Source organism: Nonomuraea sp. NPDC049480 (assembly GCF_044465905.1).
In the GTDB taxonomy this organism is placed as follows: Bacteria; Actinomycetota; Actinomycetes; order Streptosporangiales; family Streptosporangiaceae; genus Nonomuraea.
The window spans coordinates 78,113-92,108 of sequence record NZ_JBITMD010000031.1; the positions used below are offsets into that span (position 1 = coordinate 78,113).

At 67.8% G+C, this 13,996-nt stretch carries 16 protein-coding genes and 1 pseudogene; 11 read left to right on the forward strand and 6 right to left on the reverse strand.

Translation table 11 applies throughout. From position 1 onward, the window contains the following. Window positions 1-384 precede the first annotated feature (384 nt). Both ACIBX3_RS51480 and ACIBX3_RS51485 read left to right on the forward strand, forming a co-directional pair. Window positions 385-1,218, forward strand: a complete 834-nt coding sequence (locus ACIBX3_RS51480; RefSeq protein ID WP_397128094.1) for a hypothetical protein — start codon at window positions 385-387, stop codon at window positions 1,216-1,218. Beyond that, entirely contained in the window at window positions 1,215-2,120 is a 906-nt protein-coding gene (locus ACIBX3_RS51485) for a TRM11 family SAM-dependent methyltransferase (protein WP_397128095.1), read from the forward strand. The genes ACIBX3_RS51480 and ACIBX3_RS51485 overlap by 4 nt, the downstream gene beginning before the upstream one ends. A gap of 349 nt (window positions 2,121-2,469) precedes the next feature. On the opposite strand, the gene ACIBX3_RS51490 is transcribed toward ACIBX3_RS51485, so the two are convergent. The 3 genes from ACIBX3_RS51490 to ACIBX3_RS51500 all read right to left on the reverse strand — a co-directional run bounded on the left by ACIBX3_RS51490 (window position 2,470) and on the right by ACIBX3_RS51500 (window position 4,618). After that, window positions 2,470-2,829 carry a hypothetical protein gene (locus tag ACIBX3_RS51490; protein ID WP_397128096.1) on the reverse strand — a complete coding sequence of 120 codons (360 nt, stop codon included), beginning with the start codon at window positions 2,827-2,829 and terminating at the stop codon, window positions 2,470-2,472. A 362-nt stretch (window positions 2,830-3,191) separates the two neighbouring features. Continuing rightward, a complete protein-coding gene (locus ACIBX3_RS51495; protein WP_397128097.1) occupies window positions 3,192-3,371 on the reverse strand; it encodes a hypothetical protein in 180 nt (59 codons plus the stop codon). A gap of 806 nt (window positions 3,372-4,177) precedes the next feature. After that, window positions 4,178-4,618: a pyridoxamine 5'-phosphate oxidase family protein gene (locus ACIBX3_RS51500; RefSeq protein ID WP_397128098.1), complete on the reverse strand. Its 441-nt coding sequence runs from the start codon at window positions 4,616-4,618 to the stop codon at window positions 4,178-4,180. 161 nt (window positions 4,619-4,779) lie between these two features. Between ACIBX3_RS51500 and ACIBX3_RS51505 the strand changes: the two genes are divergently transcribed. Both ACIBX3_RS51505 and ppk2 read left to right on the forward strand, forming a co-directional pair. After that, window positions 4,780-5,622 carry a universal stress protein gene (locus ACIBX3_RS51505; protein WP_397128099.1) on the forward strand — a complete coding sequence of 281 codons (843 nt, stop codon included), beginning with the start codon at window positions 4,780-4,782 and terminating at the stop codon, window positions 5,620-5,622. A 626-nt stretch (window positions 5,623-6,248) separates the two neighbouring features. After that, window positions 6,249-7,049 carry a polyphosphate kinase 2 gene (ppk2, locus tag ACIBX3_RS51510; RefSeq protein WP_397128101.1) on the forward strand — a complete coding sequence of 267 codons (801 nt, stop codon included), beginning with the start codon at window positions 6,249-6,251 and terminating at the stop codon, window positions 7,047-7,049. A gap of 118 nt (window positions 7,050-7,167) precedes the next feature. On the opposite strand, the gene ACIBX3_RS51515 is transcribed toward ppk2, so the two are convergent. Together ACIBX3_RS51515 and ACIBX3_RS51520 are read right to left on the reverse strand one after the other, a co-directional pair. Then, window positions 7,168-7,446: a DUF4342 domain-containing protein gene (locus ACIBX3_RS51515; protein WP_397128102.1), complete on the reverse strand. Its 279-nt coding sequence runs from the start codon at window positions 7,444-7,446 to the stop codon at window positions 7,168-7,170. Window positions 7,447-7,574: 128 nt separating this feature from the next. Further along, the gene (locus ACIBX3_RS51520; protein ID WP_397128103.1) at window positions 7,575-8,510 is read right to left on the reverse strand and encodes a magnesium transporter; all 936 of its coding nucleotides are present in this window, start codon (window positions 8,508-8,510) and stop codon (window positions 7,575-7,577) included. Window positions 8,511-8,999: 489 nt separating this feature from the next. Between ACIBX3_RS51520 and ACIBX3_RS51525 the strand changes: the two genes are divergently transcribed. The 4 genes from ACIBX3_RS51525 (at window position 9,000) to ACIBX3_RS51540 (ending at window position 10,418) form a co-directional block, all read left to right on the forward strand. Continuing rightward, entirely contained in the window at window positions 9,000-9,179 is a 180-nt protein-coding gene (locus tag ACIBX3_RS51525) for a hypothetical protein (protein ID WP_397128104.1), read from the forward strand. Between the two features lie 32 nt (window positions 9,180-9,211). After that, window positions 9,212-9,334 (forward strand): universal stress protein, encoded by a 123-nt coding sequence (locus tag ACIBX3_RS51530; RefSeq protein WP_397128105.1) that lies wholly within the window; start codon window positions 9,212-9,214, stop codon window positions 9,332-9,334. A 226-nt stretch (window positions 9,335-9,560) separates the two neighbouring features. Beyond that, the gene (locus tag ACIBX3_RS51535) at window positions 9,561-10,217 is read left to right on the forward strand and encodes a CBS domain-containing protein (RefSeq protein WP_397128106.1); all 657 of its coding nucleotides are present in this window, start codon (window positions 9,561-9,563) and stop codon (window positions 10,215-10,217) included. A gap of 15 nt (window positions 10,218-10,232) precedes the next feature. Then, window positions 10,233-10,418 (forward strand): hypothetical protein, encoded by a 186-nt coding sequence (locus ACIBX3_RS51540; RefSeq protein WP_397128107.1) that lies wholly within the window; start codon window positions 10,233-10,235, stop codon window positions 10,416-10,418. 1 nt (window position 10,419) lies between these two features. On the opposite strand, the gene ACIBX3_RS51545 is transcribed toward ACIBX3_RS51540, so the two are convergent. Further along, window positions 10,420-11,289: a universal stress protein gene (locus ACIBX3_RS51545; protein WP_397128108.1), complete on the reverse strand. Its 870-nt coding sequence runs from the start codon at window positions 11,287-11,289 to the stop codon at window positions 10,420-10,422. Between the two features lie 291 nt (window positions 11,290-11,580). On the opposite strand from ACIBX3_RS51545, the pseudogene ACIBX3_RS51550 reads away from it, so the two are divergent. From ACIBX3_RS51550 to ACIBX3_RS51560, 3 genes and pseudogenes are all read left to right on the forward strand, one after another. Further along, window positions 11,581-11,646, forward strand: a pseudogene (locus ACIBX3_RS51550) (hypothetical protein); the annotation flags it as partial. 280 nt (window positions 11,647-11,926) lie between these two features. After that, window positions 11,927-12,034, forward strand: a complete 108-nt coding sequence (locus ACIBX3_RS51555; RefSeq protein ID WP_397128142.1) for a hypothetical protein — start codon at window positions 11,927-11,929, stop codon at window positions 12,032-12,034. A gap of 426 nt (window positions 12,035-12,460) precedes the next feature. Further along, the gene (locus tag ACIBX3_RS51560) at window positions 12,461-13,855 is read left to right on the forward strand and encodes a PP2C family protein-serine/threonine phosphatase (RefSeq protein ID WP_397128110.1); all 1,395 of its coding nucleotides are present in this window, start codon (window positions 12,461-12,463) and stop codon (window positions 13,853-13,855) included. Window positions 13,856-13,996 lie beyond the last annotated feature (141 nt).

Below are 13,996 nucleotides of genomic sequence, written 5' to 3' on the forward strand. Positions count from 1 at the left end.
GGCCACGCACCCTTCACCATCCGCCCGAGCCTGGACGGTGAAGGCCCCGATCAGGGCACCCTTACTTGAGGTGGACTAGCTTGATCAGCAAGGGTGACTGCCACGGCTGGAGGCACCTTGTGCTTGGCTGAGATCGCCGGGTTGGTACAGGAGGAACGCTCGGCTGAGCCCCTGCAAGGGAGCAGGCATGACCGACCGTTTGCCTACCGTCATGTCCGAACCTGGCCTCGGGCCCAGGTATTTAGATCAGTGACAGGGATCAGTCGGCCTGGGTGATCGGGCCACACCATCGTGACGCCACCCGCTCATTCCCACCGCTCTCACACCATCGCCCACGCCGTCGGCCGTCAGCGCACACGCGATGTTCAGCAGGGGCATCTGCCGTTGAGTGTCTGGCTGGCCGCCGCCGACACAGAATCCGTGCCCGCCTGCCCCAGTGGCTGCTGCCTTCCAGTGAGCGGGCCGCTGGCCCGCCAGATGGTGACCGCGTGCACCCGGCTCGGCGATCTGGTGATCGATCTGGATGCCGCCGACCACCATGTGGTCTCCGCCGCGCTGACGCTGGGCTGCCACGCCACCGCCATCATCACCAGCCCCGGCCTGGCCGGCGTCATCGGCAAGATGCTGGCCACCACGCATCCCGACCACGACCTGGAGGTGGCCGACCTGCGCCTCACCGGCCCCGATACTGTGCTCACCGCCGTCGAAGACTTGGCCGGTCTCGCCGCGCTGGTGGTGGCCAAGCACACCTGCCCGCAGGAAAGACGGCAGCCGACACGGTCGTCGGCTGATCCCCTCCAGCACAACCAGCCGATCGCGCTCGACGTGGCCAAAGTGACGGCGCTGCTGAAGCCGGGTGGTCACCTCGCGGTCGTGACTGCTCTACGCCGCAGCGGACGACACGCCGTCGACCCCGTCCCGAACCTGATCATCGAGGCGCGCCGGGCAGGGCTGGTGTACCTGCAGCACATCGTCGCCTTGCGGGTACCGGCCCGCGGCGCGCCCATCGAGCCCACGCTGTTCTGCGGCGTCCGCTCGAGAACGCACGGGCAGGAGCCTGCGGGAATGCCCGCCAGCACCCGCGTGCACTCGGACCTGCTGATCTTCACCAAACCTCGCACGGAACCCTCAGTCACGTCCCACGCCGGCACTGCCAGCACGCAAACAGACGATCCGGTGCTGGGCGAGCAGACGTGGGTGGAAGGAAAGCAGGCATGACCACGGTGACGACATCGGTGTGGACTACTGGCCAGCAACCGTCCCGCACCCAGCGCCGGGGCCGCTACCTGCCGGAATCGATGAAACACCCCGGCAAGATGCTGCCCGCGATCGCCACCCGGGTGATCGACACCTACACCGAGCCCGGCGATCTAGTGATCGATCCGATGTGCGGCATCGGTACCACCCTGGTGGAGGCCGTGCACCTGGGCCGGCACGCGGCCGGGGTGGAGTACGAGGAGGGCTGGGCCAAGCTCGCGGTGGCCAACCTCGCCCACGCCCGCCGCCAGGGTGCCACCGGATTCGGCACTGTGCTCGCCGGTGACGCACGCGGCATCGCCCGGTTGCTGCCAGATCTGGCCGGGCAGGCGGCGCTGGTGCTGACGTCCCCGCCGTACGGGGCTGCCACCCACGGCCACATCCGGGCCAGCCGCGACAGCGGCGAGCCGGGCATCCGCAAGTGGAACCAGCGTTACTCCCGCGACCGCGCCAACCTGGCCCACCAGCGCCTGCCCGTGTTGCTGGACGGCTTCGCCCAGATCCTGACCGGGTGTGCTGAGCTCCTGCGGCCGGGCGGGACGGTCGCGGTGACGGTGCGGCCGTACCGGGCGCGCGGGGAACTGGTCGACCTGCCCGGCCATGTGCAGAAGGTGGCTCGGCGGGCCGGGCTGGAGTTCGCCGACCGGATCGTGTGCCTGCTCTGCGGCGTGGGGAATGGCAGGCTGCTCAACCGGGCGTCGTTCTTCCAGCTTTACGAGGCGCGCAAGGGCTGGACGCGCGGCATGCCCATCCACGCCACCGCGCACGAGGACCTACTCATCTTCACCAAGCCTGCGCAGCCAGCAGGCTCGGCGCCATTGCAGAACGGCTCCGGCAAGCTTCGGGCGGGGGATATCACGTGATCAACGCCCGAGGGGACGAGTCGTAAGAGTACGGACGGCTCGGACCGTGCAACATTGAGGCGTGGATCTGTGGACGTGGCTGGTGTCCCATGCCAGATTGGCGTCGGCGGCACGACCCATGTGCGCTCGGGCATCGCTACTCGGCCTTAGTCGCGCCACAGCCACTCCCAGAAGGCGGGATGCTGGTGGGAAGGAACGCGGCACCCACCACTGGATCGCCGTTGCGGCGTTTCACTTGGCGACTCGCCATATCCGTCCGATCGCAAAGAGGAATCGGGCTTGCTGGAGATCTCCCAGCGGGCCCGTATCCTCCGCCCGCGACGCGAGCCCCCGTCGCAGCGTCATGCTTCTAGGCCAGGCCGGTCGGTCTGATCCACACGGAGGGACGGCATGCCCCGTACTTCCGGCCCTGGCATAGCTTGAAGACCGTGATGCGGCTGAAGAAGGCGGAGTCGGTTCCGCAGCCCCACCTGGCGCCGTTGCCGTCGGCCACCGTCCACTTCTGCAGGTAGGTGGTGGCATATTCGACCCGCACCGCTTGGCCATCGTCGCTCAGGTCGCAGACCGTGATGTGCTTGCGGTCGGCCGAGACGGTGACCGAACCCCAGCCGGCGTCGTCACGCCAACCGCTAGGTGAGCGGGCGGCAGCTGGTGCCGCCACCAGCACGATCGTGAGGGCGGTAGTCGCCAGGACGATGCGAGGGAACATGCGCTATCCGTTCCGCTGAGCAGATCAGAACGGTGCCACTGTGAGGCATCGCCACGGCCGAGATATCGCAGGTGAGAGCTGTAACGGCATGGCTTGATCAACATTTGGCGAGTACCACAGGATGCGAAGAGCTTGGTGCCTCGAGCAGTTCCTCTTGCGAGTGTCAACGTGTGCTTCCGCAGCTGGCCGCGAACAAAAGATCCGTAGCTACGTGTCGTCGCCTGCAGTGAAGCTGCCTGTCGTTGGGCGCGCGCGTCAGCCTTTCTGAGTGATCGTTACCGCCACACCCCGGGCTCTGTGGGGCGTGCGCCTGTCGACATGGGATTGACCGGTTTCGGGAGAAACGACCCGACCGGCACTCCTCACACTTCGAGGGGCTGGCCGGCATAGGCGCAGCGGAGATTGTCAACACTCCGGACGAGGGCGAGGTTCGCCGCCGTCAGCGTACGGACCTGCTCTTCCAGGTCGTTGACCCGCTTCTTCAGTGCCAGCAGCTCGAGATCGACTGCTGACGCCTCCATGACCATTCGTCCACCGATCATGATGGTTCACCTCCACGTTACGGAACACCCACAGGGTGAACGCTCGACGTTCTGACGGGTAGCGGCGAACGTCCCAGACCGCAGGGACCAAAGGCATGGCCGTCATCGCTCCGGGGCGGACGTTCGAAGGGCGGAATACGCAACGACGTGGTCGGCCTGCATTGGCGATCGCGGCGGTGCCCGAGAGCATGGCCGCGGCCGTCACCACCGCACTTGCGCTCGGCTCGTAGCGCATGGCCGGGCTTGGGGTGATCGTTCGCAGGCTGCTGGCGATCCAGGCGCTGGCCACGTTGCTCGCCCTTGCCCCGATCCCACCGCCGGGCTGGGCCATGGCACTGGGCGCCGCCGTACTCACCCCGCCGCTGTGCGACCTGGCCCGCCGAGTCCTACAGCCGACAAGCCCGCGCCCACCGGGGACGATCGTCCCTGATGGGAGAGCTCGCCGGGCTGGCGCTGGGTGGTACTGCGGGACACCTTGGGAGGGAGATCGGGCAGCGACTGGCGGTGTGGCGGCAGAAGTACCCGGATGTCGAGATCGTGAAGATGGCCGAGGCCAGTCGTCCAGTCGGAGTCCCGGTCGGGCTTCGCGCCTGGCAGACCTCGCGGTGGTGGGATCACGCGGGCTGGGGGAGGAGTCGCCTCTGCCGTCCTCGGCTCGGTGAGTCACGGGGTCCTGCACCAGGTGCGTTTCCCCGTGGCTGTTGTAGGCGCGCCTGGCATGTCCCCATGAAGGTCTGAACCGGCCCGGCACGCCGCGCGTGCTTGCCAACGGCGGCTGGCTCAGGGACCGTCCGGCCGCGAGTTCCTCATAGGCGGTGGATGCGGCGGCCGGTGACGTGATGCGGGACGATGCGGATGTACAGGTGGCGGTCGCCGCCCGCCCACGGGGTGACGTCGACATCGGGCACCTCGTCCGGCGGCACGTGGTGGGCCGGACCCTGGATGAGGACGCTCCAGCCCTCCTGCTTAGCCTCGTCGATCCGGTCCACCTGGAAACCGATCTTGATCTCCACGCCCTCCAGGCCGGTGCGCAGGTCCTGGTCCATGGGGCCGCCGTAAGAGGTGCGGAAGACGATGGCGCCGTCGTAGAGCTTGTAGTTGACAGGCAGCACCGTCGGCCCGTGCGAGCCGTTGAACGCCACCCGGCCGATGCCGCCCGGCGCCACCAGTCGCAGGCACTCCTCACGATCGAGGACCTCCAGCGTCGGCTCTGCCGCGGCGGGACGCGAGTCGCCATGGGTCGTCATGCGTATCTCCTTCTCGGTGACGGTCACAGTGATGACGCTACCCTCGCGATCTCGTGGCAGAGCGTACAGGGCCCTTCGTCCCTTGAGCGACCGACCTCTGGCACTGCACCCGACAGGTGCGGGCAGGGTGCGATGGAGGTACGACGAAGGAGGGACACATCATGATCATCGTGGGAGTCGACGGCTCCGTGACCTCACGGGCCGCGGTCGAATGGGCGGCCAACGACGCCTTCCGCATGCGGGTGCCGCTACGGGTGGTGTACGCGCTGGATGGTAGCTGGTACCAGCTCGGCAAATACCCTTACGTCGGCCTGCCCGACTTCCTGGTCCGAGAGGGGCGGAGAATCCTGCGCGAAGCCGAGGCACTCGTTCACGAGCGCCAGCCCACCGTGGACGTCACCACGCAGCAGATCGAGGGCACGCCTACCGTGGTCCTGCGCGAGCAAGCCAAAGACGCCACCGAACTCGTGGTGGGCAGCCGAGGGCTCGGCGGCTTCGCCGGCGCGCTGCTCGGCTCGGTCAGCATCCATGTAGCCGGGCACATCCACTGCCCCGTCGTGGTGATCCGGGGCGAGCACCGGCCGCCGCAGGGGGAGGTCGTCGTCGGCGTGGACGACTCGCCCGAGTGCGAGCCCGCGCTCGCCTACGCCTTCGAGCAGGCGAAGCTGCGGGGTTCTGCACTGCGGGTGCTGCACGCCTGGCAGCTGCCGGTGCACGCCTTCGCCCCGGAGATCGCTTACGACATGGACGAGGTACGTACGGCGCAGCACCAGGTCGTCCGGAACCGGCTGGAAGCCGTCGCCAAGGATTACCCGCAAGTGGAGGTCATCGAGGACGTGCAATCAGCGCATCCTGTGGAGGCGCTCACCGATGCATCCGGACGGGCGGATCTGTTGGTCGTGGGCTCGCACGGGCGCGGCGCCGTGGGGTCGATGCTGCTCGGTTCGGTCAGTCGGGGCGTGCTGCACCACGCCCGCTGCCCGGTGGCGGTGGTTCGCGCCTAGCGCAAGGACCCAAGATCCATCGGGACGTTCGCCGCTGCCGCACGGCGTCGTCCAGAGGGATTGCGAAAGGCGAAAGCGAAGTACGACATCATGTCGATCGAAGTCAAGGAGTCATGGGGCGGGTGGCCATCGCCGTGCTGCGGAACACCTCGTTCGCGTGAAGGCGGCGGGGGTGACGGCGGTCCAGCTCATGACCTCCCCGGCGGCCGCATGCGGCGCCGCTCTCAGGCCATCGCCTTTGTGGAGGCGCTTTGAGCCGTCGAGGGCGTCGTCGACGTGGAGTATGAGATGTCCTGCGACGCGGAGGACACCATCGTCGTTCGTCCGCTGCTGTAGCGACGATCAGGGTGCGGAGCGGCAGATCGAGCTCTACGGGACTGACGGGGGACTCCGCCGAGTTCGTCCCCCCCTTGGCGGGTGACCGACGGCCTGATCTCTTGGCCGTTCCGGCACACAGACACCGCACGCTGGCACCAGGCGCTTGCTCCGGCGGCGGGATGAAAGCCCCAAAGGCGCTCGCTGACAGTCACGCTCCTCAGCCGCCAGCCGACAGATCGTAGCTTTCCGGCCAGCCTGGCACGATGGGTTCGGCAGCACCCTAGTAGCCGTGCAGGAAGGGTTCGCTTATGGCCGACCAGAGGTTGCGGCGCAAACCGTACGAGAGGGAGCTCTTTCGGCTGCAGGCCGAGCTGGTGAAGCTGCAGGAGTGGGTGAAGGCTGAGAGTCAGCGGGTGGTCGTGATCTTCGAAGGACGGGACGCCGCCGGCAAGGGGAGCACCATCAAGCGGGTGACCGAGTACCTCAACCCCCGGGTGGCCAGGATCGTCGCGCTGCCCGCGCCCACCGAGCGGGAGCGTACGCAGTGGTACTTCCAGCGGTACGTGGAGCATCTGCCGGCGGCGGGGGAGATCGTGCTGCTCGACCGGAGCTGGTACAACCGGGCCGGGGTGGAGCGGGTGATGGGGTTCTGCACGCAGGAGGAGTACACGCGCTTCCTGCACCAGTGCCCGATCTTCGAGCGGCTGCTGGTGGAGGACGGGACCCTGCTGCGCAAGTACTGGTTTTCCGTCGATGACGCCGAGCAAGAGCGGCGCTTCCGGGCCCGGCTGGAGGACCCCATGCGGCGGTGGAAGCTGTCGGAGATGGATCTGGAGTCGATCACCCGCTGGGAGGAGTACTCCCGGGCCAAGGACGAGATGATGATCCACACGCATATCCCCGAGGCGCCGTGGTACGAGGTGGAGAGCGGGGACAAGCGGCGGGCCAGGATCAACATGATTTCCCACCTGCTGTCCAGCATCCCATACCGGGAGGTGCAGCGGGCGCCGCTGAAGATCCCGAAGCGACCACCTTCCACGGGCTATCGCCGCCCGCCCCGTCTGGAGACACGCGTTCCCGACGTGGCTTCGGAGCTCGCTCACGAATGACCGCCACACCGTGTACCGCTCCACGGAGCCACGGCGAGCCCGGCGTCCCCGGTCACACGGCTCACTGCACTCCGGCGCCGTGTGACCGGGTCCACGTCCTGGCTCGCCCTGGTGGTCTTCAGGCTGGAGGAATCGGCGGCGGGTCCTGCTCATCCTGGGGGTCGCGGTGGATCTGAATGGTCCATTCGGCCGCGGCGGCGGCGAGCGCGGCGGCGGCGGTGACGACAGGAGCGGCGATGAACGCCACGACGCCGACGGTCACGGGGGTCTCCATCACGGTGTGGCCATGGGAGTCCTTGACGATGATCCGGCTGACGTTTCCCTCATGGATGACGGTCTTGATCTTTTCGGTGAGTTCCGCGCCACGTACCCTGATCTCTTCCTTAGCGATGGTCATTTCTCGTCTCCTCTCTGACTTGCGCCACTGTCAGGATTCCTCCCGGCAGCCGCCTGAGGTACGGCCGAAGGGCCTGATCATCGCCGCCGGTGGTCCCGATTCGGAGCGGCTGAATCGCCGGTGGGCCGTCAGGCGAAGGCCAGCGCTGTGAACAGGTAGACCGTGATGGAGACCAGGTCCTGGATGACGGTGGCCAGCGGCCCGGAACCGTAGGCGGGGTCGCGGCCCAGGCGGTTGAGCAGCCACGGCAGGCCCATGGCCAGCAGCGAGGCCACGGAGCAGGCGGCGAACAGGGCGATGGCGGCCGTCACGGCCACGCCCGCGTCGCCGTACAGCAGGGCGAAGGGCAGGAATGCGGCGGCCATCGCCAGCCCGATGACCAGGCCGGTGATCGCCTCCCCACGAGCGAGCCGGCGGACGGAGACCCCCACCGACAGCGCACGCACCACCACGGCCTCGGTCTGGGTGCCCACGGCGTCGGCCAGGTAGACCACGCCGGGAAGGAAGAACGCCAAGGTCACGTTGGCAGACAGGCGCTCTTCGAAGGAGCCGACGATGCCCGCCGACAGCATCGCGCCGGCCAGCCCGATCAGTAGCCACGGGATGCGGTGCAGGAACCGGCGCCGCACGGACTCCTCGGCGGCCGTCTTGGCCTTGAGGCTGCCGCCCAGCCTGGCCATGTCCTCGTCGTGCTCCTCGAGCAGGACGCGCAGCAGCCGGCGCCGAGGCACCAGCCCGTGGAAGCGGCCGTCCTCGCCGACCACGGCCAGGCTGCTCTCCCCGTGCTGCACGGCCCGCCAGGCCGCCACCTCCTGGTCCACGCCGGGCAGCACGACGGGCGGATCCGTGTCGGCTAGCTCCGAGAGGGGCATGTCGTGCGGGGCCGCGAGCAGCCGCTCGATGTTGATCATGCCGACCAGCAGTCCTGCCGGATCCAGGACCACGGCGTCGGAAGCGGTGTCGAACCGCTCGCCCAGCATGCGCTCGCGTGCCTGGCCCGCATTGACCTCGGGAGCGAACACGGGAACCCGGGTGACGACGTGCTCGACGGCGGTGGTAGGCATGGCGCTCATGATGCCCGGCCGAAGGCTGCGTGAGGAGGGGATGATCCCTCGGAACGTCGGGACGAACGGCGACACCCGCCTGGCGGGCCGTCCGGGCTGGTGGCCCGCCCGGTGGAACAGGGCAGCCATCGCGGTGATGGCGGGTCTGGTGGGTCGCACGGCCACCGTCGCCTCTCCCTGTTGTCCGCTCAGGGCTTCTCCCGGAGACAATCTCCGGGCCCCGGCCCTCGGGCCCGTCTCAGCGGGTGTCGCACTCCGACGATGGCCTGCCGGAGCGCTGCACGCGTAGGGTCTTTGGGCCTCATGCCATGCGCCGAAGGTCCCTCCCGCTCGACGCCGGCAGCAGCTGCGGGCAGAGTAAAGGTCAGCTCGCGAGCCGGTCGTCGAGGTCGAGCAGCGTGACCTCGGTGTGTGCGGTAGGCCGAAGGCCTGGGTGCCAAGAACGCCCATGCCGTCGAGCAAGCCAGGGCACGGGAGGCGGACCTGTACGTGGTCTCCGCGTGGCTGGTGCCGCTCTTCTCACCGTACGCCGTCGTCTACGGCAACCTGATCGAGGAGGCCATGCAGGCGCACAATCGCGCGGCACGTGAGCGTGTCATGCTCTGGCGTGGGAGCAACCCGATCTTCTCATCACCGACGACCAACCATGTGGGCACCCGGTCGCGCTGATCGCGGCGGCCCGGAGCGCTGACCTGGTAGTGGTGGGCTCGTGCGGGCTGGGCGGGCTGGCATCGGCGGTGCTCGGCTCAATCAGCCACGGCGTGCTCCACCACGTGACCTGCCCGGTCGCGATCGCGAGGCCTCGCATCGAGCAGGAGTCATGAGCTTCGAGTCGCTGACCGCCGGTCAGAGGGACCTGGCTGATACGCCGGCCGGCCAACGACGTTGCCTTCATCAACCGGTCCCGGCAGCGCCATCCTGCGGCTGAGCATGCGGGTCTCGTGAATCGGCCGAGAGGCCACAGGCGGGACCTTGGTCACCGGCGTCGAGGACGTTCGCCACTGCTGGCGGGACGGCGGGGATTGGAGTGTGGGCATGGAGGTGGACGCCATGTCAATCGAAGTCAAGGACATCATGGGTCAAGTAGCCGTGGCCGTGCGGGAGAACGCGGCCTTCACCGACATCGTGACGGTCATGCAGCGGCACGGGGTGGGCGCGGTCACCGTGGTTGACGCCGACCGCCGTCCGGTGGGCGTGATCTCCGAAGGCGATCTGCTGCTCAAGGAGACAGACACGGTCCGGCACAGTATGTCGTCGTTCGAGACGCGCAGCCAACGGCGCGAACACGAAAAGGCGGCCGCAGTGACGGCGGCACAGTTGATGACCTCTCCGGCGATCACCGTGACACCGGGCACCAGCGTACGTGACGCGGCCCGGCTCATGCGCGCCAGGCGCATCAAGCAGCTGCCCGTGATCGACGTGGTCACCGGACGGGTCATCGGCACGCTATGCCGGCGTGACGTGCTGCAGGTCTTCACCCGGCCCTCCGCAGAGTTGGAGGCGGACGTCAGGGCCGTGCTTACGGATCCTGAGACGTTCTCCATCGAGATCGACAAGGGCGTCGTGACGATCAGCGGCAGCGTGCCATGGAGGTCCGAGGCCATCGCGCTCGTCGAAGCGGTGCGCGCCGTGGAGGGCGTGATCGACGTGGTCAACGAGGTGGTCCCGGAAAAGGACGACCTGCTCATCGTCCCCTCTGGGATGTAACGGTGCCGCGCCTCGATGGTGGTGTACGGGATCCTGCACCTGAAGGGCGCGCCGGATGCCGTGGTGCCGCTGGGCCGGCCCGTACCCGGTGTTGCGCTCGGTGTGCCACTGGGCATCGAAGCCGAGCGGCCGTCCGCCGGCGCTGCCTCGTTTGAGCTAGTTGGATCGTTGATCCTTCCGCATGCTGGTGTCAGCGCCTGAGTTATGCCGGAGTGGGTGTCTCGTGGGCGCGCACCACCGCGATATTGCAGCGTGCGTGGTGCAAGACGCCCCGGCTGACCGAGCCCAGGACGATCGACCCGACCGCGCTCCTGCCATGTGAGCCCACGACTAGCAGGTCGGCTCGATCGCCAGCAGCGGCGAGCGTTTCGACAGGGTGGGCGCGCCGCACGTCCACGATCACCTTGACCTGTGGACATCGCTCTCGCCACGGTGCGAGTTGTTCCTCGGCGACGTGCTGATTGGCCTCTCGCAACGCTTCGAAGTCACAAGAGAAGCCAGCGGCCAAGGCGAACGGCAGCGACCAGGCGTAGACCGCCCGCAATCTGCTTCCGCGCAGCTCGGCTTGCCGGAAGGCATAGGCCATGGCCGGCTCGCAGGCAGGGGAGCCATCGAGGCCGACGACGATCTCACCGTGCACCGTCGCTGTCTCCGCCTTGACGACGACCACGGGGCCCGGCACCTGGCCCGCGACGTTCATGCTGACAGAGCCAAGCACGGCCCCGGCGAAGCCGCCCAATCCTCTGCTACCGACCACCAGCTCGGTTGCGTCGCTGGCCTGCGCGCGAAGGGCAGCCGCCGGCGTTCCGGTCATCAACTCGGCGCTCACCTCGACGGTAGGCTGGCGTTCACGCACGATTTCCTCGGCTTCGGCCAGGGTCTTTCGCGCGTTCGTTATCAGTGACTCTTCCCACTCGGGTCCGGCGATCTGTGGAACCTGGTAGGGCCAGGTTTCCACCACACAGACGCTACGCAGAGGCACATGCAACCGAAAGGCGTCGTCGGCCGCCCATGCCACGGCGCGGAATCCGGGCTTCGAGCCGTCGACACCCACGACGATCACATCAGACATCCCATACCCCCCTCCATTCCATTCCCTCGCCAGATGGCCTGGCAGGGCCAGGAATCCCAAAAGGTGGAAATGATCCCGTGGGAACCGGACGGGATTCAAGGAGCCACGGCCGAGGTCGGTGGCCTGTGAGTCAGCACTTTCACGAGTGGCTGGTGTGGGCACGGGCTGGCGCGCTGGGTGCTGAAGCGCGGGTTTGCCGTTAGCAGATGCAGACGCAGGCGCTGATCGATCTGGTGATTCCCGCACGCTCCGGACTGTTGTCTGCGGAGGCGATGGTGCGCCTGGAGCGGGATGGGCAGCACCTGTTCCCCGCAACGGCCGCCCGTCCCGCTCTGGCGGCGGGTCGCCGCTCAGCTTCGCGATCCGCTGATCATCGTGCTGCTAGTGGCGGCGTTGATCGTCGCCACGGGCGACTCGGCCGACACAGCCGTGATCATGCTGGTGATCGTCGTCAACACCTCCGTCCGGGGTGGCGCAGGAGGTCCGCACCGAACGGGCCACCACGGAGTTGTCGCAGTTCACGGTCCGGCGGCACGAGTGATCCGCGACGATTCCCGCCTGGACATCCCCGCTGCCGAGTCGTTGTGGGAGACCTGCCGGTCCTGGCCGAAGGCGACATCACGTGGCCGACGCCACGATGGTGGAGTCGGCGGCTTTGCTCGTCGACGAGTCGTCATTGACGGGAGAATCGGTGCCGGTGGACAAGACCGCGGACGAGCGGTCTCCGCCAGCACCGTTGTGGTAAGGGGGCGCGACCGAGCGATGGTCACCGCCGCGGGGGCGGCGAGCGCGAGCAGCCGGATCGCGTCCATGATGGTCAAGGGAGCCGCTGACGCGTTGCAGCGTCGCCTGGTGGGGGTCGGGCGGTTGCTGGCCAGCGTCGCGGTGGCGGCGGTGATGATGTCCCAGCAGCTGATCATGCGTGGGAACGCCGAGCATCCCCAGGTTGGTTGGGGCGGAGACCAGAAGGTGTGGTTGGCTGCCGGATGGTCGCTCCAATCGATCCCTGTCGGTCGCAAAGCTGCCACACGACACACGATGGAGGCGTTATCCCTGGTCAGGTGGGTAATAGTCTGTCTCGGGCCACGTACCGCATGCCGATCCAGATCGGCACCGGGCTCTTACCGGCGATGGCCACCGAAACCGAGCGCCTAGCCACCGGGCGGCCACGATGACGGAGAAAGCGGAAGAGCCGCAGCAGTCGCAAATCCACGGAATGAGTCTGCGCCTGGGCACCGAGTTGGAGCAGATCGCCGAGCAGCTCAGGTCGCTGGCCCGGGCCCAGGACCAGTTGCACGGCTTGTATGAGGCCGTCCTGACTCGGGAGGTGGAACTATCCGTCGTACTGGGTTTGATCGTATCCACCGCGATGGACCTGGTCGGCGCCCGCTATGGCGCCCTAGGCGTACTTGATGAGGAAGGAAATAACATTGCACTGTTTGTCCCCATGGGTCTGTCGGAGCAAGAGAAGGCCGACCTGATCGGCACGGAGCTTCCCCGCGGGCGCGGCCTACTCGGGCATCTGATCAACCACCCGGAACCATTGCGCGTCGATGACATCTCCGCCCACCCGGACTCGGCAGGCTTCCCGCCTGGCCATCCGCCCCTGCGCACCCTGCTGGGAGTCCCGATCAACATCCGCGGCAAGATCTACGGAGACCTGTATGTCTCCGAGCGGCTCGACGGACGGCCCTTCGACGCCCACGACGAAACCCTGATCATCGCGCTGGCCGGCGCCGCCGGACTGGCCATCGACGACGCCCGTCTGTATGAGCAAACCCGCCGCGACGCCGAGCGCCTCCAGCGGCTCCTGGTCCCTCAGCTCCCCGAGCACATGGAACCGTTCGACGCTGCCGCTGCCTACCGCCCCGCCGCCGCCCCCGGCCACGTCGGCGGAGACTGGTACGACGTCATGCTCGTCCCCGACCGATCCTGCGCCGCGATCATCGGCGATGTCGTAGGACACGATCTCCAGGCCGCCGCCGCCATGACCCAGACCCGCAACATGCTGCGTGCCCTCCTCTACGACCAGCGCACCCCGCCGAGCGCCGTCCTCAGCCAGTTGGACCGCACCGTCCACGCCATCACGGACAACCCAGTCACCACCGCGTGCCTTGCCCGCGTCGAACCTGAAGCCCATGGCTGGAGGCTGCGCTGGAGCAGCGCAGGTCATCTCCCGCCACTGCTGCTCGCTCACCACAAGAAGGCCCGCTACCTGCCCGTCGACCCTGACCTGCCCCTCGGGGTCGACATCGCCCAACCGCGCCACGACCACACCCACCCCTTGCCCCCACGCGCCACAGTGGTCTTCTTCACCGACGGTCTCATCGAACACCACGAGCACTCGATCGAAGAGGGAATGGAACGCCTCGCCACCATCGCCACGACCCACGCCGCCCTGCCCTTGCGCGACTTCGTGCAAGCACTGATCGACCAACACCCCAGCGATGGCCACGACGACATGGCCATCCTCGCCCTACGCACGTCGCACATCCGACGCGCCGGAGGTGAACGAGAAGGGCGGCAGGTCACCCATGACGAGGAGGCATCCACGTGGGCCGGGTAGGTGTAGAGCAGGGGCCAGGAACCACCACGCGCCTTCCGCCAGCAGGAGAAAACGGCAGACTGCCGTACGCGGCCGGACGCACAACCAGGCCCGCCATCGTCGGCCCCCGGTCGGGTTTGCGCGGCAGCGGGCCCCTGTCAC

Excerpts from the sequence above, each read along its gene's own strand:
- ACIBX3_RS51485 (WP_397128095.1), top strand. The coding sequence starts at position 1,215 with ATGACCACGGTGACGACATCGGTGTGGACTACTGGCCAGCAACCGTCC.
- ACIBX3_RS51490 (WP_397128096.1), bottom strand. The coding sequence starts at position 2,829 with ATGTTCCCTCGCATCGTCCTGGCGACTACCGCCCTCACGATCGTGCTG.
- ACIBX3_RS51495 (WP_397128097.1), bottom strand. The coding sequence starts at position 3,371 with ATGATCGGTGGACGAATGGTCATGGAGGCGTCAGCAGTCGATCTCGAG.
- ACIBX3_RS51500 (WP_397128098.1), bottom strand. The coding sequence starts at position 4,618 with ATGACGACCCATGGCGACTCGCGTCCCGCCGCGGCAGAGCCGACGCTG.
- ACIBX3_RS51505 (WP_397128099.1), top strand. The coding sequence starts at position 4,780 with ATGATCATCGTGGGAGTCGACGGCTCCGTGACCTCACGGGCCGCGGTC.
- ppk2 (WP_397128101.1), top strand. The coding sequence starts at position 6,249 with ATGGCCGACCAGAGGTTGCGGCGCAAACCGTACGAGAGGGAGCTCTTT.
- ACIBX3_RS51515 (WP_397128102.1), bottom strand. The coding sequence starts at position 7,446 with ATGACCATCGCTAAGGAAGAGATCAGGGTACGTGGCGCGGAACTCACC.
- ACIBX3_RS51520 (WP_397128103.1), bottom strand. The coding sequence starts at position 8,510 with ATGCCTACCACCGCCGTCGAGCACGTCGTCACCCGGGTTCCCGTGTTC.
- ACIBX3_RS51535 (WP_397128106.1), top strand. The coding sequence starts at position 9,561 with ATGTCAATCGAAGTCAAGGACATCATGGGTCAAGTAGCCGTGGCCGTG.
- ACIBX3_RS51540 (WP_397128107.1), top strand. The coding sequence starts at position 10,233 with ATGGTGGTGTACGGGATCCTGCACCTGAAGGGCGCGCCGGATGCCGTG.
- ACIBX3_RS51545 (WP_397128108.1), bottom strand. The coding sequence starts at position 11,289 with ATGTCTGATGTGATCGTCGTGGGTGTCGACGGCTCGAAGCCCGGATTC.
- ACIBX3_RS51555 (WP_397128142.1), top strand. The coding sequence starts at position 11,927 with ATGGTGGAGTCGGCGGCTTTGCTCGTCGACGAGTCGTCATTGACGGGA.
- ACIBX3_RS51560 (WP_397128110.1), top strand. The coding sequence starts at position 12,461 with ATGACGGAGAAAGCGGAAGAGCCGCAGCAGTCGCAAATCCACGGAATG.